The sequence below is a fragment of the Sorangiineae bacterium MSr12523 genome (assembly GCA_037157775.1).
Lineage (GTDB): Bacteria > Myxococcota_A > Polyangia > Polyangiales > Polyangiaceae > Pendulispora > Pendulispora brunnea.
Genome location: CP089982.1, coordinates 3,174,549 through 3,194,494 on the forward strand (window position 1 = coordinate 3,174,549; position 19,946 = coordinate 3,194,494).

Below are 19,946 nucleotides of genomic sequence, written 5' to 3' on the forward strand. Positions count from 1 at the left end.
CGAGGCGCCGCGCACTCACGAAGCGAGGTCGCGCGAGCGCAATCGTCCGCCGCCGAGGACGCGGTCGCCATCGTAGAAGACCGCGATCTGCCCCGGTGTGAGCGCAGCCACCGGCTCACGGAAGGTCACGTGCGCCGATCCCGGCTCCGCCGACGTGACAATCGTGGCCTCCGCACCTGGGTGGCGGTATCGGATGCGTACGCGCGCCGAAAGGGGCAGCGACACTCCGGGGGCGAGCACGACGTCGTCGAGCTTGGCGCCCATTCCCGCGAGGGCCTTCTCCCCGCCGAGGTGCACCGTGTTGGTGGCGGCGTCGATCTGCGTCACCCAAATCGGGCGCCCGAGCGCCACGCCCAGGCCTTTGCGCTGGCCGACGGTGAAGCGATGCACGCCCGCGTGCTCGCCGACGACGCGGCCGGTATCGTCCACGATGGGCCCCGGCCGAACGCGGTCCGCACTGCGCTCCTCGACGAAGCGTGTGTACGCGTGCTCGCCGCCGCCCACGAAGCAGAGCTCCTGGCTCTCGCCCTTGGTGGCCCCGGGGAGACCTCGCGCGACGGCTTCGGCCCGCACCTCGCCCTTGGTGCTCTCGCCGAGCGGGAAGACGAGGCGCTCGAGTTTTTCGCGGGGTGTCGCGTAAAGGAAGTAGCTCTGATCCTTCTTGTCATCGCGGCCGGCGAGCAAGAACGGCGTCCCGTCCGCATCGCGCCCGATGCGGGCGTAATGGCCGGTGGCGATCGCGCGTGCGCCAAGGCGGTCGGCGATGGCAAACAGCTCGGCGAGCTTCACCTCGCGGTTGCACGTGGTGCAAGGGCTGGGCGTTTCGCCGGCGACGTAGGCATCGACGAACGGCGCCACGACCTCCTTGGCGAACAGCTCGCGCCGGTCGAAGGTGTAATGCGGAAAGCCCAGCGCGTCCGCCGTGCGGCGTGCGTCGTATTGGTCTTCCGGGGCGCAGCACCGGCCGTGGCCGCCGGGGGCGTCCAGTTCGTCGGGGTAGTCCCAAAGGTGCAACGTGACGCCGACCACCTCGTGCCCGGCGTCATGCAGCCGCGCCGCGGCCACGGCGGAATCGACCCCGCCGCTCATGGCCACCACGATGCGCTCGCGCTTCATGCGCGTGCGTATAGCATGGTCAATCTTTAATGCCGGTCCGTTTCAGTTCCCGCGAGATGGCCTCGATGGCCCGGGCGTGCAGGCGGCTCGCCCACGACTTGGACAGCCCAATTTCCTGGGCGGCCTGCTCGAAGGTGATCCCGTCGAAGTAGTGCCGCTCGAGCAGGGTGCGCTCGTTCTCGGGACGCTTCGAAATCGCGTCGCGAACCCGGTTCATGAGCTCGGCGTGGGCGAACTCCTCCTCCGGCGACTCGGTGTCCGGGTGGATGATCTCGTCCAGACCGTGCGTTTGGGGCGACAGGAAGGCCGCCGCCATGGCCAGGGCCATGCCCGACAGGGCCTCGCCCAATTTTTCATCGGCCGCCTCGGGGTCGTTGGGCGGGGTAGCGGCCAATTCCTCGGCCACGACCTCCTGCACCCGGTCGGCCGCCTCCAACGCGCGGAGCTTGCGGTAGACGCGCCGCGGAAGCGAGCCGTGGGAACGGGCGCCGTCGATCATCGCACCGCGGATGCGCAGGCTCGCCCAGCGCAAGAACGGGATGCCCCGCTCGCGGTCGAAGGTGCGGGCCGAGTCGAGCAATCCCTCGCGGCCGATGGCCTCGAGGTCGTCGATGCTCAAGCTGGCGCCGAGGTGTTGGTGCATTTGGCGCGCCAGGGTCGTGACGAGCGAAATACCCTCGAGGACGCGCGCATGCACCTCGGGAGAATCGGCGGCCGCCTTGACCGGAGATGTGGGCGCTTTCGGAGCAGGGCTCTCGGGCATCGGATGGGAGACCATCTTAGTTCCGCGCAACAGCTGTCAAGAGTCTCGCGGAGGCTGAAGAGGAATGGGAGTTTAGCTAGGAACTTGACCTCTGACGTACTACGCTCTTCGCCCTTCTTCGATGTGCGCCGCACATGCACCCGAAGAGCACACCCTTTTCCTAGGGAAGAGTCGCGTTTTGCCTCCGATTGACCCACAAGAACCGTCGCTGGGCGCCTGGCGCGTGTGGCTCGAGGCGCTGGCCAGTGATGCGGAAGCCGCTTGGGCGGCGGCCCTCACGTATGGGGAGTTGCCTCGCGCCATTCGCCAAGATTGGCTCGACGCGCTCGATGCGGATCTTCCGACCCTGGGTGTGCCCAAGGTGGCCGTTTACGCGCCGCTGCTCGCTGTGGAGGCCGACGAGGAGCTGCGTCTGCGCATGGTGCACGCCATGGGGCCGCTCGAGGGAAAATCCGCCTGGCAAGCGTGGCGTGCGGACTCGGCGCAGGCCGGCGCGCCCGAGGGAACGATGACCCTGGTGCTGGTGCGTTCGCTGTACCTGCACTTCGTCGAGCTCCTGGTTTGCAACGTGGCCCCGGACGACGTGCTCGTATCGGCGGTGCACGAGCCGCTCTCCGACGGGCGGGCGTTCGAGGCGGGCCAAGCCGTCGATGGAGAGCCCTTTTCCGCGGGGCCGCTGCAGCCCGTTCCTCTGGAGGACGCGGTGGAAACCTTGGCCCACGCGGTGGTGGCGGAGCGACGAAAAGGCCACACGCTGCCGGACGTGATGGCTCGTTTCTCCGATCTGTTCACGCCCGTGTATCCTGGGCGCACGTGAGCGAAGAAAACGACGTCCCGCCCGAACTCGTGAAGCGATGCGGCAGCTGTGCGCGCTTCGTGCGCGTCGTCGAGGCCATCGATGCCAACGGCGAGGTGCACCGCACCGGCGAGTGCCTGCTCGGCGTATGGCCTTCGCCGATACGCGAGACCAACACGTGTTCGCAGTACGTGCTGCGCGGGACCTTCGCCAAGACGGTGCAAGCGAACCGCCGTCCGTCGCAGGCAAGCCGCCGTCCCCGCGTCCCGCGCGAGCGTTCGGAGTCGGTCGACGAGACCATCGAGCCTTTCGAACTGGAGATCCCAGAGGAGCTTTTGGACATGGACGCAGAGGAATTTCGACGGGTACTCCGATACGTCATCCGCGACGAACTCGGGGTGAGCGAGGTGAAGCTCGGCGGGCGCTGGAGCGGCGGCGAAATGATCCTGAAGCCGGGCAAGGAAGGCACCGCCGAAAAGCGCATCCCCATCGAGTCGCTGTTTCACAAGATCGTGATGATCCGCGACAAGCTGCGCGTGCTCGAACAAAAGCTGAATGCCCATCCGCAGCTTTCCGACGAGGAAAAGGTGCAGATGCAACAGTACGTCACGCAGTGCTACGGCTCGCTGACGACGTTCAACGTGTTGTTTGCCGAGCGCGACGACGGATTCAGCGGACAAAAAGGCGCGAAAGACGATTGATGCGGGTCGGGTACGTTCTTGCTTTTGCTTGCGGGCTCGTAGGTCTTCTCGGGTGTGGTTCGTCGAAGCCGCCGCCGCCGGTGGGCGTCTCCACGGTGCAGAGCACCGAGCGCAAGGCGCCGGTCAAATTCGAGTACGACTCGCTCGACGAGCGCCCGGTGAGTTCCGCTGCGATGAAGGGCAAGATTGGCGTCATCGCGTTCATCACCACGTGGGATCTCTCGAGCCAGGCCCAAGTCGACTACCTCGTGGCGATGTCCAAGCGCGATGGCGATCAGGTGTCCTACGCGCTGGTGGCCCTGCAACCGCGCCGGGATCGCGAGCTCATCGAGCTCTATCGCACCAAATTGGGCGTGACCTTTCCCGTTGCGTTGGGGGATGCCGAGACCATTTCGGGCAGCGGCTCCTTCGGTGACGTGCACTCGGTGCCCACGGTGGTGATCCTGGATCGCGAGGGGCGCATGGTTTGGCGCAATGTCGGCTTGGTGAAAGCGGACGAGATTCGGCGCGAGATTCGCGGCGCAAAGTAGAACACCATCTACCCGTGCCCGTGCCCGTGCCCGAATTTGCTTTCCTTCGAAAATGGCGTACGAATTGATGTATGCCTTTGAATCGTAAGCTGGACAAGCTTGATGCTGTTGATACGAAGGTGTTGAGCCTTCTGGCGGCGCAGGGGCGGATGAGTTGGGCCGAGCTAGGGAACGAGCTCGGGCTCTCGGCGCCGGCGGCGGCGGATCGGGTGAAGAAGCTCGAGCAGCTCGGGTTCATTCGCGGCTATACGGCGGTGCTCGATGCGGAGGGGCTCGGGTTGGGCGTGACGGCGTTCATCGCGGTGCGGCTCGATCGGCCGACGCATCGTGCGGCGTTCTTGAAACGCGTGCGCCGTGAGGCGGAGGTGGTCGAGTGCCATCACATGGCGGGCGATGACGATTACCTGCTCAAGGTGCATGTGACGGATCTCAAGACGCTCGAAACCTTAGTCAGCGAGACGCTGAAGGGCATCGAGGGCGTCATCGGGACGCGCACGTTGATTGCGCTCTCCACCTTGAAAGATGCGCCGCATCTGCCCCTCGAACACCTCGCGCCGGATGAATGACCATGGTGGTTCCCGTCTTTCTCAAAGCCGTGTTTCTCGGCCTCTCGGTGGCCGCTCCCGTGGGGCCCATCGGCATCTTGTGCATTCGGCGCACGCTCACCGACGGCCGCAAGCTCGGCTTCGCGTGCGGCATGGGCGCGGCCACGGCCGACGCGATTTACGGGCTGGTCGCAGGCATTGGCGTCAGCGCCATCGCACGCGCCTTTGCCGAGCATCAAGCCGTGTTTCGCATCGCGGGTGCGCTGTACCTGGCGTACCTTGCGTTTCGCATCTGGACCGCCGAGGTGCCGGAGGAGGGGGCCAAGGTGGCAGGCGGCAACGCGTTTTCTGCATGGCTGTCGACCTTGGCGCTCACCGTCACGAACCCCATGACCATTGCAGCCTTCCTGGCGATGTTCTCCTCGTTCGGCATCGAGCCGGGGGAGAGCCCGTGGATCGACACGGGCACCCTCGTGGGGGGCGTCTTCGTCGGGTCGGCGGCGTGGTGGTTCGCACTCAGCGGCGGCGTCAGCCTGATGCGCCAGCGATTGCGCCGGGCGCACTTGGTCTGGATCAACCGCGTGTCGGCGACGGGGCTATTCGCCTTTGCGCTCAGCGCCGCGTTGTTCGTTCGCTAGGAGAAGCTTCGTGAGCTCGGGCTTCTGCACCTTGCCCATGGCGTTGCGCGGTAGCTCGGGAAAGAGCACCACCTGCTTGGGAACCTTGTACGGTGCGAGACTTTGCTTGGCGAAGGTGCGCACGAGCTCCGTCGCGCACTCGTCGGTGCGGCCCTCGTGCGCAACGACGCAGGCGACGACCCGGTCGCCCCAATTTTCGTCGGGCACGCCGACGACGGCCACCTCGCGGATGGCCGGATGCTCGCGCAGCGCTTCTTCGATTTCGAGCGCGCTCAGTTTGTAGCCGCCGCTCTTCAAGATATCGACGCTCGTGCGGCCCAGTATTTTGAAGTAGCCGTCGGCGTCGCGCGTGACCGTATCGCCGGTGCGGAACCAGCGCTCGCCCGTCGCGTCGGTCACGAAGGCGTCGCGCGTGGCCTCGGCGCGCTTGTAGTACCCGGAAAAGACGCTGGGGCCCGCGATCCAGAGCTCGCCGACCTCGGCATCTCGGCCCTGGTCGTCCACGATGCGCGTGCGCACGGTGGGCAAGGGAAGCCCCACGTGCGCTGGCTTGCGCGGGCCCCGTACCGGGTTGGTCGTCCCGACGCCGATCTCGGTCATGCCGAAGCGCTCCACCGGGATGGCGCCCGCGATGACCTGCCAGCGCTCGGCGAGGGTCGCGGGCAAGGCCGCGCTGCCGCTGGTGGCGAGGCGCAGGCCGCGTGCGCCGCGCTGCCACTCGGCGCGAACCTCGGGGGCGGCCTCGTCGAAGGCGTTGAAAAGGCGCGTGTACATCGTGGGGACCGCCATGAGGACCGTGGCGTTCGGAAGCTCGTTCCAGATGCGCTTCGCATCGAAGCCCGGGAGCATCCGCACCGCGGCCCCCGCCCCGAGCGCGGTCAGCAGGGCGATGGCCAGCCCGTGCATATGATGCAGCGGCAGCGCGTGAAGCAGCGTGTCACGCTCGGTGAACTCCCATGCCTCGGCCAGGAGCCGCTGCTGCGTCTCCAGATTGCCATGGGTCAGCACGGCGCCCTTGGGCTTTCCCGTGGTCCCGCTCGTGTACAGCTGCAACGCCGGCGTATCGGGCCCGAGGATCGGAGGTCGCTCGAGCTGCGGCCCATCCGAGAACACGGGATCGTGGGTCGAAAGGACGCGGCGGCCTTCCGCGGCTTGCTCGAGCCGGGGCCGCAGATCCGGCGAGACCAGGATGGTACGCACCTCGGCGTCCTCGCAGAAGTAGGCCATCTCGCGCGCCGGATGCAGCGGCGACAGCACCGTCACGACGCCGCCGGCCATGAGCACGCCAAAAAAAGATGCCACGAAGTGTCCGCCGGGCGAAACGAAGATGGCGACCCGTTCGCCTGCCAGCGAATCTTTCCCTGCACCCGCACCACCTGCACCAGAAAGCAGCGCGGCCGCGATGCGCCCCGCCCGAGCATGAAGATCGGCATAAGTCCAGGTGCCTTCGTCATCCGCGATGGCGATGCGAGCGTCGCTTCGGAGGTTCATGCCAAGGTTCATGACAGGTACCGCCGTACCTAGCACGAGAGGTCCGGATCTTGCGCCGTTGACGCATCGATTCGGATTCCTATGATGGGTTGTTGTTCCCTCTGCCCGGTTCGAGAAGAGACGGTTTATTTTTGATCCCTACAGGCGTGATTTCGGAGGATTAGCGAACGCTCTGTGTGCACGCCGGGCCGCGCGGTCATGCGCGCGGATAACTCGGAAGCCTAATGCGCGATCATTGGTCCCCCACCTAGCCAACCGGCTAGGGGTCATGCAAACCGCCGACGGCCATGGTGGTAAGGAGCACGTTAGGCCTCCGCAGAAGTGCGGGGGCCTTTTTTTTCGGCTTTTTCGAGGGCGCGCTGGTCTAGAGTCGGGCCCGCAATGGCGAGTGCACGTGCCGACGTCCTGGTCTTCGGTGCCACCGGCTTCACCGGTAAGCTCGTCTGCGATGCGCTTCGCACACGCGGGGTGACGTTTGCCATTGCGGGGCGGAGCCGCGCCAAGCTCGATGCCCTCTCGGAGTCGCTCGGCGGTGTCGAAACGGCACTGGTCGACTTGAAGGACGCCGAGACCATCGTGCGCGCCCTCACCGGTCGAAAGGTCGTGAGTGCCTGCGCAGGACCATTCATCGAGGTGGGCGAACCCATTTTGGCGAGCTGCGCGCGCATGGGCATCCACTACGCGGACACGACGGGCGAGCAAAACTTCGTCGCACTCGCGGTGCTTCGCTACCGCGCCACGGCCGAGGCCAGCGGCGCCTGCGTCGCGCCTTCGCTGGCGTACGAAATCGCGCCGCCGGACTGGGCGGCACATTTGGCTGCGCAGCGTCTGGGAAAAGAGCCCGACGCGCTCGACCTCGTGTACATGCCGCGGGGCGCCGCAAGCCTCACCGACGCCACGACGCGCGGGACCAAGCTCAGTGTGCTCTCGATTTTTTCCGGTGAGAGCCGCCAGTTCATCGATGGAACCCTCCGCCGCGAGGCTCCGGCGGCCACCGTGCGCACCTTCCCGGCGCGGGAGGAAGGCGGCCGCCCCATCACGGCCATGTCGATCCCGAGCCCCGAGTCCATCGTCGTTCCCTCGCACACGGGGGCGCGGACGGTGCGGACCTTCATGGCCATCGACAAAACGACCGCGCACATTCTGCAAAAGGCGCGGGGCATTGCACCCGCCCTCGCGCGGGCCGCGCGCCCGCTGTTGGTGCGCGCGATTGGTCGCTCGGCCGAGGGGCCCGAAGGCGAGGCGCGCGGCATGGAATTCGACGTTCTCGCGGAGGCCCGATCCGGCGACACGGTGAAGCGCGTCTACCTCGCGGGCCGCGATCCGTACGGCCTCACGGCGCAAATTCAGGCGCTGTTCGTCGAGCGCGCGCTGGGGGGCAAGGTGCACGCGCGCGGCGTGGTGGCCCCGAGTGTGGCCATCCCCCCGGCCGAAGCGCTGGCCGCGTTACCGCTTTCCCTTCACGAGCGCGCGAGCGCCACGACCGAATAGGCCACCGCGGGCCGCTCGCCCGGGTTGAGGTACGAGTGCCGCTGGTCGCCCCGGAAGGCGATGACGTCGCCCGTCTCGAGTTGCCAGCGCTCGCCGGCGGCGACCAGGACGATGCATCCACTTTCACAGGTCAGGTATTCGCGCGTGCCCGGCGTGTGCGGTACGCCGGTCATCTGGCTCTTGGGCGGAAGCTCGAACCGGTCGATTTCCATGCCTGGGATGGCGTCCGGCAGGAGCTTGCGCACCTCGACGTCGCCGCGCTGGCGCGTGCGGAGGGTGTCACGCGGGTAAAATTCGCAGGCGGCGCGCGGCGTGGAGATGAGCTCTTCCAAGGTGACCTGAAAGGCTTCGGCCACGGCATGCATGACCGACAGCGTCGGGTTGGCCGTGCCCGATTCCACGTTAGCCCAGGTCGCGCGGGGCACGTTGGCAAGCTTGGCCATTTGTTGCTGCGTGAGCCCGCGCGCTTCCCGCAGCTGCCGAATATTCTTGCCCAGTCGCGTGGCCAGCTCGTCGCCCATGACGACAGGTTGGATCGCTGCCAATAGATTGGCAAGCATGTCAACGAAAGGGAGAAGGCGCCCCACTCTGTCGGTCAGATGGAGGACACCATGGAATGGTCAGGACGAGGGGTGCTGGTCACGGGGGCGAGCCGTGGGCTCGGAGAGCAGCTGGCCCGTTGGTTTGCAAAGCGGGGCGCGCGCGTCGGCCTCGTAGCGCGCGGCCGCGAGGAGCTCGAGCGCGTCAAAGAATCGATTATGGCCGAGGATGGAACGGCGGCGGCGATCATCGCCGACGTTGGGGACAAGGACGCAACGTACGCCATCGCCGGCACGGCGGCGGAGCTGATCGGCCCCGTCGATGTGGTGGTGCACTGCGCCAGTGCACTCGGGCCGCTGCCGATGCCGCTGTTGCTGGATACGGCGTGTGAAGATCTGGCGAGCGTGCTCGAGACGAACCTGATCGGGCCGTTTCGTTTGACGAAGGCGCTGGCCGGGCCAATGATTTTGCGAGGCAACGGCGTCGTCGTGTTCATCAGCTCGGACGCGGCGGTGAATGGTTACCCGGGTTGGGGTGCGTACGGTGTGTCGAAGGCGGCGCAGGACCATCTCGCGCGCGTCTGGGCGGCGGAGCTTACGGAGGCGGGCGTGCAGTTTTTGAGCATCGATCCCGGCGACATGAACACCAAGATGCACGCCGACGCGCTTCCGGACGCCGATCCGGCGACGTTGCTCGATCCCGCGGTGGTGGCGGCGCGCATCGGCACCATCCTCGAGCACCGGGCGCGGATCCCCAGCGGTACGCGGCTCGAGGCCTCCAGTGCGGCAAAGGAGGTGGGCGCGTGAATGCGGCGACGTTTCCGCGCGATCGCCCGCTCGAGGAGCGGCTCCTTCATGTCGACCCGCGCGCGGGCACGCTGCGCGATGCGCGGATAGGGGATCTCGCATCGCTGATTCGCGCGGGCGATCTCCTGGTGCTCAACGACGCCGCGACCTTGCCCGGTGCGATTGCCGCACGCACGGCATCGGGCGCGCCGCTCGAGGTGCGGGTGCTTGCGCGTACGGGAGGTGCGCCGCTTGCGGCGCCCGACTTTCAACGCAGCCCGACCTGGCAAGCGGTGCTCTTCGGCCCGGGCGATTGGCGAACGAAGACCGAGGATCGCCTTCCGCCGCCCGAGGTGCGCGTCGGGGATCGCCTTGCGCTTGGTGCGCTTGCCGCGTGCGAGGCGGTCGTCGAGGCGGTGGATGCGCGCTCGCCGCGGCTGGTGACCCTGCGAACCGAGGCGACCGTGCAGGAGCTCTATCGGATCGGCAAACCGGTGCAATATGCATACATCGAGCGCGATCTGGCGCTTTGGCAGGTGCAGACAGCCTACGCGTCGCGGCCTTGGGCGGCGGAGATGCCCTCGGGGGGACGGCCGCTCACGTGGGGACTCTTGCTCGCGCTGCGCCGGCGCGGTGTGGGCTTGGCGTCGCTCACGCACGCTGCCGGGCTCTCGTCGACGGGCGACGCCGAGCTCGATGCGCGTCTTCCCTTGGCCGAGCGGTACGAGATCCCCGTCGAGACGGCACGGGTCATTGCGAAGACCCGACGGGAAGGGGGCCGCATCGTGGCGGTGGGGACCACGGTGGTGCGCGCGTTGGAGGGATCGGCCCTCGATGGCGCGGAAGAAGCAGAAGAAGGAGAAGAAGCAGAAGAAGGAGAGACCAACCTGCGCATCGGCCCCGGTTTCCGGCCGTGTCTGACGGATGGCATCCTCACCGGGGTTCACGACCCTGCGGCCAGCCATTTTTCCTTGCTGCAGGCCTTCGCGCCGAAGGCGCTGCTCGAACGGGCCTACGCCCACGCCGAGCGGGAGGGGTACCTGGGGCACGAATTCGGTGATTCGTCGCTGATTCTGCCGGACTGAGCCTCGTACCCCCTTGCATCAGAAGCGAAAGTGAGGTTCTTTTCGCCCGCAACCATGGCGACGACCTCGAAAGAATCCGCACCTCCCGTTCGTACCCTGGCCGATCTCCGCAAGGACGACCTCGTGCCGGAAGAGGGCGACTGGTCTGGGCCGAAGCTCGCCGTGCTCGGCGTCATCTCGCTCGGCATCGCGCTGGCCTTCCTCTACGTCATCAGCCCGTACAGCGGCGTCATTCTTCCCTAAGGAAAGAACAACACCGCCGCCTCGCCGCGCTCGGCGATCTTCTTGTCGATGATCGACAGGACGGTCGCGCGCCGTGCGGCGACGCCTTTGAGGACGGCAGCCGAGAGCAGAGGCTCCCCCGACTCGTCGCCGAAGGCGCGGGAGAGTGCATCGCCATCGAGCTTGCGCAGCGCTTCGACGAAGCTTCGTGAAAAGCGCTCCGTGCGCTGCAAGAGGGCGGTCTGCTTGGCCAAAGGGCCCGGTGGGACCGGATCGAAGAATGCGCCATCGTTGTCGATGAAGAGCAGGTGCCCGCCGGGCCCGTTGGCCCCGAGGTTGGCGCCGCTCCACCGGTCCCAGTTGCCGGTGATGAGGTCGAACGCGATCAGCGTGGAAATGTCCGCCGCGATGATTCGGTCCTTCTCGGGAATTTCGGCGCCCTTGAAGAGCCAGGGCTCCCACTCGGCGCGGCTCTTTTCCGTCTCCACCGGGTAGAACTCGAGCTTCGGAATCCACGGAATGAGCGCGCCGCGCACACTGCCGTCGGCCTCCGCGATGACCTCTTCGTCGAGCAGGCTCGCGTCCTTGCCCTTCGTCGCCTTGTTCAAATCCTCTTTCGCGACATGGAACGGGAAGGCGAGCGGCACGTTGGGAAGCCCGAGCGCGCGCCCCAACCGATACGCCGCGATCTCACCCTTGTAGCGAACTTTCCCTCGCTTCGAGCGCGGCTTCCACGCGGCCCGCTGGCCGTTGGAAAAATCGATCTTGAACACCACCGACGTGTGCCCGATCGATTTGGCGCTCGCCGGCGTCGCGTCAGCAAACGCCGCTTCGTCGACGACCAACTTCGCCGCCGACGTTTCCACGTTGGCCGGGGCGGCATCCGAGGCCGCAGGTGCCGGCGCCGCCACGGGCGTTTCCACCTTGGGCGCCTCCGCCTTGGCCGGTTCCTCCTGCCGCGGTGCCTTGTTGCACGCGACCAGTGCCGCAAGCACCATCCACAACGCTGCGCGCTTCATGCGCGCCGACTCTAGATCAGCACGCGCGTCTGGACGAATTCGCGGATCTTCGCGTTGACCAGCTCGTGCTGCTCGAGTGCGGCGACGTGGGTGCCGTTCTTCACCACCATGAGCTCTGCGTCGGGGATGGTCTTGGCCATCGACTCGGCGAGAAAGGCCGGTGTGAAGGTGTCGCGCTCGCCCGTGATGATCAGCGTGGGCACATTGATCTGCGCCAGAAAATCGCCCGCGGTGTGTTCGCCCGCGGCGCGCAGCATGCGCAAAAACAACGGAAGCTCGACGTGCGGCACGTGCTGCAGGTACGGCATGATGTCCTCGCGCGACACCTGCCCGAGGTCGATCTCGCCGATTTTCGCAGCCACGTTGAAGGCTAGCTCCGGAGGGATGCGCGACCAAAGGGCACGCACCAACTCGGGGCGCTTGAGCGCCAGGTCGAGCAGCTTGGGCAGCACCATGTCGAGTACAGGTAGCCCCTTGAAGGTGCTCGTCAGCTTCCCAAAGGTCCCGCAGATGAGAACCAACCCGCGGACATTGTTGGGATGACGCCGATATCCTTCGAGAACCACCTGGCAACCCATGGAGTGGCCCACGAGCACCGCCGGAGGATCACCAACTTTACGCCGAACGGCCATCAGATCGTCCGCGTGCGCGGCCACGTCGATCCGATCCGGATCGTGCGGGGCCCCACTGCGACCGTGGCCTCGGTAATGCCAATGCGTAAGGGGCACGATCTCGCCGAGATCGTTCCATAAGTACTTCCAGATGAAGCCGTCGCAGAGGATTCCGTCGCAGAGGAAGACACGAAGATCGGGGATCCCGCCGCCCACACCAATACCAGGGGTGAGGGCTTCAGAAGAGGGGGATGCCACCGTCCGCGAACGGACAAAAAGCTTCGTGTCGTCGTCGGCTACGGCGATAGTCTGCTCCTCCATGCTGCTTTGACCGGATTGGCCTGTCTGCGCGGCTTCGATATGCACGGGAGCGAGTTACACTCGACCAGGACTACTTACTCGTCGGTGTCGTCATCTTCGCCCCCCTCCACGTCGTTGACGCTGGGGAGCTTCTTGATTTCAAGACGAGAGATTTTCCACGCCCGTTGCACGACCCAGGAGAGTGACCGGTCGAGGCGGGCGGCCTCTTCCTTGATCTCCTGGAGCATCGACTCAGGGAAGTAGAGGCTTTGCTTCCTCTTGTCGGTCTTGGATTCCACATTCCGAACGCTACCGCTCGGGTCTTTGTCACCAATGCCCAAGGTCGACCTCCATTTTCCGTCTACCTGCCACCCTAGAGTACCAGCTATTTTTTGGACCTGACTACGATAAACAGCGAGGAGCAAAAGGTTTGCTAGCATCGATAGGTCAAGATGAACGAAGCAAACCTGGGCGACCGTTCGCAAGGGAGCGTCGAATCGTCGGAGCTTGAAGTACAAAATCCCGGCGAGAATCGGCGGAAACGACATCGAAGCGCCATCCTGCGCGGCTTAGCCATGGGGGCGCTCGCGTTTGCCGGTGGGTTGGTAGGGACGGTGTTCGTCTCACCTCTACTGGCCCACGCAACGCCTCAAGCGGAAAATCCGTACGCGGCGACGTTGCAGCTCGGCCGTGTGCTCGTTCAGGTCGAGAACAATTACGTCGAGCCCGTGGAGCGCACGAAGCTCGTCAATGGCGCCATTGCGGGCATGGTCGAGCAGCTCGATCCGCACTCGTCGTACTTGCCGCCCCAAGAGTTCACGGCGTTTCAGGATGATACGGAAGGAAAATTCGGCGGCGTTGGCATCGAGGTCGACGTGCGCTCCGATGCCATCACGGTGCTGGCGCCGATCGAAGGAACACCCGCGGAGCGCGCAGGCATTCGCAGTGGCGATCGCATCGTCGGCATCGACGGTGAGCAGGTACTGTCGTCCTCGCTCGACACGATGATCAAGCGCATGCGTGGCAAGCCGGGCACGCACATCAAGTTCACCGTGCGTCGTGAGGGCGTCAAAGAGATGCTCTCGTTCGATCTGGTGCGCGAGATCATCCACGTCTCGAGCGTGACGTCGAAGTTGCTCGACGGAAATATCGGCTACCTGCGGATCAAGCAGTTCCAGGATCGGACGCACGAGGAGCTTTTGCGCGCCGCAGCGCAGTTGCGCACGCGTTTGGCGGAAAGCACCACGGCTCGCAGCGTCAACGCCAAGCAGGCCCCGGCGGCGTCGCTGGCCGGGTTGGTGCTCGATCTGCGGAGCAACCCGGGTGGGTTGGTCGACGAGGCGGCCGAGGTCGCGGACGAGTTCCTGTCGGGCGGCGGCATCTACACGACGCGTCACCGCGGGCAGACGATCGACGATGTGCGTGCGCGCGGTGGTGGTGCCTTCAGCGATGTGCCCATCGTCGTTCTGGTGAACGAGTGGAGTGCGAGCGCGTCGGAGCTGGTGGCCGGTGCGCTGCAGGACAACAAGCGCGCGACGGTCGTCGGGGCGAACACCTTCGGCAAGGGCAGCGTGCAGTCGATCATCGAGCTGCCCGGCGGGGCGGGGTTGCGTCTCACCACGGCGCGTTACTACACGCCGGCGGGGCGTTCGATTCAGGCCGAGGGCATCCATCCCGACGTGCTGCTCGGGGCCAGGTCGAGCGACCCGAACGCGCTGCGTGCGGTGCACGAGCGCGATCTCGAAGGGCACCTGGCCGGCGAGACGCGCAAGACGACGACGAATGGGAACACGCCGGCCGCCCGCATGGCGCCGGATGGCGGGACCCTGGAGCCCATCGAGACGCGCGACATCCCGAGCGATCCGACGAAGAGCAAAGACTTCGTTCTACGTACGGGTTACGAGCTGCTGCGCGACAAGCTTGGCACCAGCAAAGCGCCTCTCCCGTCTCCTCCGTCTCACCCGTCTAGTAAGTAGCGCACGGAAAGGATGGTGAGTTCGATCTCACCGTTGGGGCGTCGCAGCAGGACGACGTCGCCCTCCTCCTTTTTGAGGAGGGCGCGCCCGATGGGCGAACGCCAGCTCACATGGCCTCGTTTCAGGTCGATCTCGTCCTCGCCCACGATGCGGTACGAGGAGCGCACGCCCTCTTCGTCTTCCACTTCGACGGTGGCTCCGAAGAAGACGCGATCCGTCGACGCCGGCTCGGTGACGACGTGCGCCGCCTCGAGCCGCTTGGTGAGGAATCGAATGCGCCGGTCAATCTCGCGCAGCCTCTTCTTGCCGTAGATGTATTCGGCATTCTCGCTGCGGTCGCCTTGCGCGGCGGCGTCGGCGACTTCTTGCACGACCTTGGGGCGCTCTTGCGAGCGAAGGTGCCCGAGTTCGTCCTGCAGGCGCTTGGCGCCTTCCTTCGTGATGTAGTTCGGATCGGCCATCTGGTGAGGGTTTAGGGTGTAGGGTTTAGGGTGTAGGGAAGAGAGAACGCTCTTCTCTCCTCCCCTACACCCTAAACCCTAAACCCTAAACCCTACCCCCTCTCACTCGCGATCGCGGAGGGCGCGGTTTTTCAGCTCGAGGTAGTAGCTGACGAGGTCGCGTTCGCGATGGCCGCGGGACAGGAGGCGGAGCACGCGACCGAAGGGCCACACGCGCGTCTTGGCTGGGACGACCATGGCCCAGTAGCCGATTTCGGTGGGGGCGATGTCGACCCACTCGGCTTCCAGCGTGCGCGCGAGGATCTCGCTGAGGAAGGCGCCGTGGCGGCGCACGAAGAGGTGCTCCTCGCGGGTGCGGATGGTGCCGTCGGGGAAGCGGTCCTGAAGGACGGCTTGGATCTGCTCGATGCTTTCCACCGTGGTGCTGAGTCGGATCTGATGCTTCTCGCGGTACTCGCGCCCCAGGCGGCGCGCCATGTGCGTGAAGAGGATGCGCGCTTCGAGCGATGTCTTGGGTAGCTCGCCCTCGAGCGGTGCGATCTGCCCGTGGAGGCCCGGCGGGAGGCTCAGGGTCTCGGCCAGTTCGGGCGGCGGCGGCGTGAGGCGCGGGAGGCGCTGCGGGCGCGGAGCTTGGACGACCGGCGGCGGATCGCTCTGGTACGCCGGCATCGACGCGCCGCGCATGGTGCCGGCGGGCGAGGACGGCGAGCGCGTGGGACCGCTCGGCGTGGGGCGATTGTTGAGGCTCGGCACCGGGCCCGAAGGCGTTTGCCGCGCATCGGCCGCGGTGGGAACCCTGCGCTGCGTGACCAGCGCCAACGGCGTGGACACGGACGCTTCCATCTTCTCGGTCTGATCCGGGTTCGGCCGCGGCGGCGGCGGCGCAGGGACCTCGGGCGAAGCGTGGCCCTCCACCGTGATGACCGGTGCGCAGGGAACCATGGGCTCCGTTTCGGCGGCGATGACGTTGATCGAAGGGGGCCGCGGCGGTGCAGCCGCCGAGTTCCACACGCGCGTGCGGCGCGAGCGATCCGGCGGGGCCTCCGAGTACACCGAAGGAACCGAGATGGGCGGCGGCGGTGGCCGCGAGAGCGTGGGGCGCGGCACCGTCAGGCGCGAGGGCTTGCGCGGCAGCGCCAACGCGAAGCGCGACGACGGCCGCTCCTTGGCGGCGGCGATGCGCTGCGAGGCACGCGTCTTGTTCGCGATGTGCAGCGACGGAACGCTATGCGGATCCTCCCATCCGCGATCGAGCGGCGACATCACGGCCTCGGAACGATCGACGCGATCGTTTCCATGGTAACTCGATCGGCTCGACGACGGGGACGATGCCAAAATATCGTCCGCGCGCTCGCGCGTGGTGCGTGTGGACTGGGTGCTCAGCAGCACCGCGCGCGCAAACGGAACCGCGCGATCCGGCTCGCCTGCCGCAAGCCACGCCTGCGCCGCCAACAACGATAGCTCGGGGAAGGCTTGGGTCGCGCAGAGCGACTCGACCCTCTCGGCGATCATCCGCGGTGGCTCGGCCCCGAGCAGCAGCGCTGCGCGCGAGCGGAGGTACACCGTGACGGGTCTCTTGCCGCGCGATTTTTCGAGCTCCTCGATGCGAACGAGTGCACCCGTCAAAGCGGCATGATCCCCTTTGCCCAGGCCAAGTTCGATGGCCCAGGCTTCGGGTTCGGACAGAGGTCCGGCGGAAGGAGGCGGCGGCAGTGTCAACGAATGTTGGATGCGCGAAAAGCCTTCATGCGAAAGCCCTTTTTCAAGCAAAGCTTCCAAAAGATCGTCGACGCGTCGGATTGGCGCTTCCGCTCCCTCGTCGAATGGGTCGCCGGCGAGGCTGCGCAATGCATGAATCAGCGCGCGAATCTCTCGTGAAGACGTGCTGTTGCCCGTGCTGGCATTCGCGCTGACCAGCGTCACCTCCGCATCCGCGGGAACGCGGCGCAGGAGGCTTGCGAGCGCGATGGACTGCATCGTTACCGGCGCATGCGCCAGCCCGATGCTCTCCGCAATGGCGCATAAATCCAGTACGAGTCCTTCGTAACCTTCGCCGTGAAACACGTGTCCGTCGAAAAGCTCCGCAGGGCCAAGCTCGAGGAGCATCTGCCGCACCGCGACCCCGCGCGCGAAGCGATGCGCCGTCCAGCGCAGCGCGGCCGTGGCCGCGTCGATGGCGATTTCCGTCACGCCCGCCGCTTCCAGGCGCGCCAGGGCGGTTCCGGCGGTCGTGCGATATCCACCTTCATCGCCCTCGGATGGAATGAACAGCGCACACTCCGCAGGAGGCGACTCGGCTTCGGACCGAAGCACCGTGCGACCAGCTATCTCGAGTGCGCAGACGGACATCGTTTCCAGGCCAGTATAACCATCAGAATTGTGGATCTTTGTAGGAGAGCGCGCCTATAACCCTCGTAGGACCCTCATGAGAAATCGCTCTCTGGTAGCTCCACATGTCACGGCAAAACGAGTGTTTCTGGCTGCGGTGATCACGTCGGCCATGCTCGGGTCGTTCGCGCTCCTCGGCGCCGGCTGCGGCGGCAAAAAGCCCCCGAAGCCCGCGGAGCCGGCCCTCATCGACACCAGCGCCGACGCCGGCCCCCCTGCGGAACCGGAAGATGCGGGTCCCCCCGCCCCCAAATCGCTTTTCGAGCGCCTCGGCGGCAAAGACGGCATCGACAAGCTGGTCGACTCGCTCGTCCAGAACGTGACGGCGGACGGTAAGCTCAAGAAGTCTTTCTCCAAGGTCAAAGGGGAGAAGCTCGACAACTTCAAGAAGAGCCTCTCCGATCAGATTTGCGAGATCTCGGGCGGTCCGTGCAAGTACCAGGGCAAGGACATGAAGTCCGCGCACGAGGGGATCACCATCAACGATGCCCAGTGGGATGCGTTCGTTCAAGATTTCAGCGCCGCCATGGACGAAAACAAGATTGAGGAAAACGAGAAGAACGAGCTGATGGCGCTCTTCGCTCCGCTTCGGTCCGACATCGTCGGGCAGAAGAAGAAGAAGTAGCTTATCGCACGAATGAAAGCCGCCGCCGACGCCATTCTCCGTCCCGAGCAAGCTGCATATTTGGAGGCGCTCGAGCCTCCGCGCGATGCGTTGCTGGTCAAAATGGAGGCGCGCGCCGCCGAACGAGGTTACCCGGTGAGCGATCCCGAGGTGGCCTCGTTCCTGGCGGTGACGGCGCAGGCGCGGCGGCCGCGTTTCATCGTGGAGCTGGGGACCAACATTGGATACGGCGCCATCGTGCTCGCCCGCGCGGCGGGGCCGGCGGCGAGGGTGCTCTCGTTCGAGCTTTCGCACGAGATCTGCGAGACGGCGCGCGAGTTCATCGCCGAGGCGGGCCTCGAGGATCGCATCACTGTGCTCCAGGGCGCGGCGTTGCAGGAGCTCGAGAAGGTCGAGGGCCTCATCGACCTCGCGTACATCGATTGCGTGAAGGAGGAGTACCCGCGCTACCTCGAGCTGCTGGTCCCGCGCCTTGCGCCCGATGGGGTCATCGTGGCCGACAACGTGCTCTGGGGCGGTCATGTGGCGCGCTCCTCGGTGCCTGACACGCAGCGCGCTCCGACGGAGGCGTTGCGCGCGTTCAACCTCGCGCTGGTCCAGCATCCGTCGCTCCGCGCCGTCATTCTGCCCTTGGGCGACGGCGTCGCATACGCGGTAAAGCAGGGATGAGGGGTTAGGGGTTAGGGATTAGGGGAGGATCGACGAGGTTCTTCCGGTACTCGGCGGGGGTTTGTCCCGTCCATCGTTTGAAGACTTTGAAGAACGTGGTGGCGTCGCGGTAGCCGAGGCGAAACGCGATTTCCGTGACGGTGAGGCGCTGATCGCTCAAGTAGGCGCAGGCTGATTCGCGGCGCGCGGCCTCGAGGAGATCCTTGTACCTTACACCTTCGTCCGAGAGGCGGCGTCTCAGGGTGCTCGGCGTGGTGGCGAGGCGGCGTGCGATGCGATCCATGGCCGGCGCGCCGGTGCGCAGTTCCTCGGCCACGACGCGGCGGACCTCGTCGCAGATGCTCTCCCGGCGAAGCGCCGCGAGCATCGACTCGGCTTGCTGGCCGAGCAAATTCGCCAGCACGGGGTCGGCGCTGTTGGGGCGGCGCTCGAGGAGCTCGGGGAACATGAGCACCCCGTAATCGGGGGCGGAGAATCGAACCGGGGAGGCGAGCAGCTCTTCGTACGCGCTCATGTCGCGCGGTGCGGGGACGCGCAGCCATATCTCTTTCGAGGGCAGCTTGGTGCCGAAGAGCACGCGGCTCGCGCGCGAGATGATGCCCAGCACGTACTCGGTGACGATGCCGCGCACGGGCTCGGGCCAATTCATGTCGAGCCGCCAAAACGAATACGAGCCGGCGGGCTCGAGGCGAAAGGCAAACGAGTCGTCGATGAGTCTCGCGTAGCGGTTCGTCACCTCGATGGCATCCCGCACGGTGGCACTCGCGCGTGCGGCGTATTCGAGCATGGCGAAGGTCTCGCCCTTCACGAAGGACGAAAAGCGCAGTCCGAGCCCCGCCTCGTCGGTGACCGCGCGAATCGAAAGATAAATGGCAATCGCGCGGGCATGCGGAATGCGTGCATCGCAATGGCGCAGCTCCTCCACACTGGTTTTGCCAGCGGCAAGGATGCGATCCGCATCGTGGCCGCGGGCGCGCAGGTAATCGACGACGGGCCAAAAGGCTGCCGCGGCGATCGTCGGTTCGCGCTCCTTTGCGACGGACATCACTGGAAAGAGTAACGCCGCCCACCTCGTCCGACGAGGACCAACGTCGTTTCAACGCGTTGCGTCGTAGCATCCGCGCTCAAAAGATTGGCGCTTCCAACCACGTCCCGTGTCCGCCGTCGAAGGCCGGCGCGACTTCGTTACTTCTT

Annotated in this window: 22 protein-coding genes; 12 read left to right on the forward strand and 10 right to left on the reverse strand. The window is 66.0% G+C overall.

Features of this window, described 5'->3' with window-relative positions; all coding sequences use genetic code 11:
* Positions 1-15 precede the first annotated feature (15 nt).
* Entirely contained in the window at positions 16-1,116 is a 1,101-nt protein-coding gene (gene mnmA, locus LZC95_12935; GenBank protein ID WXA97736.1) for a tRNA 2-thiouridine(34) synthase MnmA, read from the reverse strand.
* 19 nt (positions 1,117-1,135) lie between these two features.
* Positions 1,136-1,879 carry a sigma-70 family RNA polymerase sigma factor gene (locus LZC95_12940; GenBank protein ID WXA97737.1) on the reverse strand — a complete coding sequence of 248 codons (744 nt, stop codon included), beginning with the start codon at positions 1,877-1,879 and terminating at the stop codon, positions 1,136-1,138.
* Positions 1,880-2,057: 178 nt separating this feature from the next.
* Here LZC95_12940 and LZC95_12945 point away from each other — a divergent pair, with 178 nt between their 5' ends.
* The 5 genes from LZC95_12945 to LZC95_12965 all read left to right on the forward strand — a co-directional run bounded on the left by LZC95_12945 (position 2,058) and on the right by LZC95_12965 (position 5,089).
* Positions 2,058-2,696, forward strand: coding sequence for a hypothetical protein (locus LZC95_12945; GenBank protein WXA97738.1), 639 nt, complete (start codon positions 2,058-2,060; stop codon positions 2,694-2,696).
* The gene (locus LZC95_12950) at positions 2,693-3,376 is read left to right on the forward strand and encodes a hypothetical protein (GenBank protein WXA97739.1); all 684 of its coding nucleotides are present in this window, start codon (positions 2,693-2,695) and stop codon (positions 3,374-3,376) included. Before LZC95_12945 ends, LZC95_12950 begins: the two co-directional genes overlap by 4 nt.
* Positions 3,376-3,906 (forward strand): TlpA family protein disulfide reductase, encoded by a 531-nt coding sequence (locus LZC95_12955; protein WXA97740.1) that lies wholly within the window; start codon positions 3,376-3,378, stop codon positions 3,904-3,906. Before LZC95_12950 ends, LZC95_12955 begins: the two co-directional genes overlap by 1 nt.
* A 119-nt stretch (positions 3,907-4,025) precedes the next feature.
* Positions 4,026-4,472, forward strand: a complete 447-nt coding sequence (locus tag LZC95_12960; protein ID WXA97741.1) for an Lrp/AsnC family transcriptional regulator — start codon at positions 4,026-4,028, stop codon at positions 4,470-4,472.
* 2 nt (positions 4,473-4,474) lie between these two features.
* Positions 4,475-5,089 carry a LysE family translocator gene (locus LZC95_12965; protein WXA97742.1) on the forward strand — a complete coding sequence of 205 codons (615 nt, stop codon included), beginning with the start codon at positions 4,475-4,477 and terminating at the stop codon, positions 5,087-5,089.
* On the opposite strand, the gene LZC95_12970 is transcribed toward LZC95_12965, so the two are convergent.
* Complete coding sequence (locus LZC95_12970; protein ID WXA97743.1) at positions 5,048-6,580, reverse strand: acyl-CoA synthetase; 1,533 nt, start codon at positions 6,578-6,580, stop codon at positions 5,048-5,050. The two genes, LZC95_12965 and LZC95_12970, sit on opposite strands and share 42 nt — an antisense overlap.
* A 381-nt stretch (positions 6,581-6,961) precedes the next feature.
* Between LZC95_12970 and LZC95_12975 the strand changes: the two genes are divergently transcribed.
* The gene (locus LZC95_12975) at positions 6,962-8,071 is read left to right on the forward strand and encodes a saccharopine dehydrogenase NADP-binding domain-containing protein (protein ID WXA97744.1); all 1,110 of its coding nucleotides are present in this window, start codon (positions 6,962-6,964) and stop codon (positions 8,069-8,071) included.
* Here LZC95_12975 and LZC95_12980 read toward each other — a convergent pair.
* Positions 8,041-8,631, reverse strand: coding sequence for a helix-turn-helix domain-containing protein (locus tag LZC95_12980; protein ID WXA97745.1), 591 nt, complete (start codon positions 8,629-8,631; stop codon positions 8,041-8,043). The genes LZC95_12975 and LZC95_12980 overlap by 31 nt on opposite strands.
* A gap of 51 nt (positions 8,632-8,682) precedes the next feature.
* Here LZC95_12980 and LZC95_12985 point away from each other — a divergent pair, with 51 nt between their 5' ends.
* Genes LZC95_12985 through LZC95_12995 form a run of 3 tightly spaced genes read left to right on the forward strand, consistent with a single transcriptional unit; the run spans position 8,683 to position 10,724 of the window.
* Positions 8,683-9,417 (forward strand): SDR family oxidoreductase, encoded by a 735-nt coding sequence (locus tag LZC95_12985; protein ID WXA97746.1) that lies wholly within the window; start codon positions 8,683-8,685, stop codon positions 9,415-9,417.
* Complete coding sequence (locus LZC95_12990; protein WXA97747.1) at positions 9,414-10,481, forward strand: S-adenosylmethionine:tRNA ribosyltransferase-isomerase; 1,068 nt, start codon at positions 9,414-9,416, stop codon at positions 10,479-10,481. The genes LZC95_12985 and LZC95_12990 overlap by 4 nt, the downstream gene beginning before the upstream one ends.
* A 54-nt stretch (positions 10,482-10,535) precedes the next feature.
* Positions 10,536-10,724: a hypothetical protein gene (locus tag LZC95_12995; protein WXA97748.1), complete on the forward strand. Its 189-nt coding sequence runs from the start codon at positions 10,536-10,538 to the stop codon at positions 10,722-10,724.
* On the opposite strand, the gene LZC95_13000 is transcribed toward LZC95_12995, so the two are convergent.
* The 3 genes from LZC95_13000 to LZC95_13010 are packed head-to-tail and all read right to left on the reverse strand — an operon-like array spanning position 10,721 to position 12,974.
* Positions 10,721-11,722, reverse strand: coding sequence for a hypothetical protein (locus LZC95_13000; GenBank protein ID WXA97749.1), 1,002 nt, complete (start codon positions 11,720-11,722; stop codon positions 10,721-10,723). The genes LZC95_12995 and LZC95_13000 overlap by 4 nt on opposite strands.
* An 11-nt stretch (positions 11,723-11,733) precedes the next feature.
* Positions 11,734-12,699, reverse strand: a complete 966-nt coding sequence (locus tag LZC95_13005) for an alpha/beta hydrolase (GenBank protein ID WXA97750.1) — start codon at positions 12,697-12,699, stop codon at positions 11,734-11,736.
* 29 nt (positions 12,700-12,728) lie between these two features.
* Complete coding sequence (locus LZC95_13010) at positions 12,729-12,974, reverse strand: TIGR04563 family protein (protein WXA97751.1); 246 nt, start codon at positions 12,972-12,974, stop codon at positions 12,729-12,731.
* Positions 12,975-13,208: 234 nt separating this feature from the next.
* Between LZC95_13010 and LZC95_13015 the strand changes: the two genes are divergently transcribed.
* A complete protein-coding gene (locus tag LZC95_13015) occupies positions 13,209-14,609 on the forward strand; it encodes a S41 family peptidase (protein WXA97752.1) in 1,401 nt (466 codons plus the stop codon).
* On the opposite strand, the gene greB is transcribed toward LZC95_13015, so the two are convergent.
* Positions 14,591-15,070 (reverse strand): transcription elongation factor GreB, encoded by a 480-nt coding sequence (gene greB / locus LZC95_13020; protein WXA97753.1) that lies wholly within the window; start codon positions 15,068-15,070, stop codon positions 14,591-14,593. The two genes, LZC95_13015 and greB, sit on opposite strands and share 19 nt — an antisense overlap.
* A gap of 102 nt (positions 15,071-15,172) precedes the next feature.
* A complete protein-coding gene (locus LZC95_13025; protein ID WXA97754.1) occupies positions 15,173-17,383 on the reverse strand; it encodes a hypothetical protein in 2,211 nt (736 codons plus the stop codon).
* 112 nt (positions 17,384-17,495) lie between these two features.
* On the opposite strand from LZC95_13025, the gene LZC95_13030 reads away from it, so the two are divergent.
* Both LZC95_13030 and LZC95_13035 read left to right on the forward strand, forming a co-directional pair.
* On the forward strand, positions 17,496-18,083 hold the full coding sequence (locus LZC95_13030; protein ID WXA97755.1) for a group 1 truncated hemoglobin: 588 nt from the start codon (positions 17,496-17,498) through the stop codon (positions 18,081-18,083).
* A gap of 12 nt (positions 18,084-18,095) precedes the next feature.
* Positions 18,096-18,752, forward strand: a complete 657-nt coding sequence (locus LZC95_13035) for an O-methyltransferase (protein WXA97756.1) — start codon at positions 18,096-18,098, stop codon at positions 18,750-18,752.
* A gap of 4 nt (positions 18,753-18,756) precedes the next feature.
* On the opposite strand, the gene LZC95_13040 is transcribed toward LZC95_13035, so the two are convergent.
* Positions 18,757-19,797 (reverse strand): AraC family transcriptional regulator, encoded by a 1,041-nt coding sequence (locus tag LZC95_13040; protein WXB00332.1) that lies wholly within the window; start codon positions 19,795-19,797, stop codon positions 18,757-18,759.
* Positions 19,798-19,946 lie beyond the last annotated feature (149 nt).

Bases quoted from the DNA above. Each gene is read 5' to 3' on its own strand.
- LZC95_13015 (WXA97752.1), top strand. From the start codon at position 13,209: ATGGGGGCGCTCGCGTTTGCCGGTGGGTTGGTAGGGACGGTGTTCGTC.
- LZC95_12995 (WXA97748.1), top strand. From the start codon at position 10,536: ATGGCGACGACCTCGAAAGAATCCGCACCTCCCGTTCGTACCCTGGCC.
- LZC95_12965 (WXA97742.1), top strand. From the start codon at position 4,475: ATGGTGGTTCCCGTCTTTCTCAAAGCCGTGTTTCTCGGCCTCTCGGTG.
- LZC95_13000 (WXA97749.1), bottom strand. From the start codon at position 11,722: ATGAAGCGCGCAGCGTTGTGGATGGTGCTTGCGGCACTGGTCGCGTGC.
- LZC95_13035 (WXA97756.1), top strand. From the start codon at position 18,096: ATGAAAGCCGCCGCCGACGCCATTCTCCGTCCCGAGCAAGCTGCATAT.
- LZC95_12985 (WXA97746.1), top strand. From the start codon at position 8,683: ATGGAATGGTCAGGACGAGGGGTGCTGGTCACGGGGGCGAGCCGTGGG.
- LZC95_12970 (WXA97743.1), bottom strand. From the start codon at position 6,580: ATGAACCTCCGAAGCGACGCTCGCATCGCCATCGCGGATGACGAAGGC.
- LZC95_13030 (WXA97755.1), top strand. From the start codon at position 17,496: ATGAGAAATCGCTCTCTGGTAGCTCCACATGTCACGGCAAAACGAGTG.
- LZC95_12955 (WXA97740.1), top strand. From the start codon at position 3,376: ATGCGGGTCGGGTACGTTCTTGCTTTTGCTTGCGGGCTCGTAGGTCTT.
- LZC95_12980 (WXA97745.1), bottom strand. From the start codon at position 8,631: ATGCTTGCCAATCTATTGGCAGCGATCCAACCTGTCGTCATGGGCGAC.
- LZC95_12940 (WXA97737.1), bottom strand. From the start codon at position 1,879: ATGCCCGAGAGCCCTGCTCCGAAAGCGCCCACATCTCCGGTCAAGGCG.
- mnmA (WXA97736.1), bottom strand. From the start codon at position 1,116: ATGAAGCGCGAGCGCATCGTGGTGGCCATGAGCGGCGGGGTCGATTCC.
- LZC95_12975 (WXA97744.1), top strand. From the start codon at position 6,962: ATGGCGAGTGCACGTGCCGACGTCCTGGTCTTCGGTGCCACCGGCTTC.
- greB (WXA97753.1), bottom strand. From the start codon at position 15,070: ATGGCCGATCCGAACTACATCACGAAGGAAGGCGCCAAGCGCCTGCAG.
- LZC95_13040 (WXB00332.1), bottom strand. From the start codon at position 19,797: ATGTCCGTCGCAAAGGAGCGCGAACCGACGATCGCCGCGGCAGCCTTT.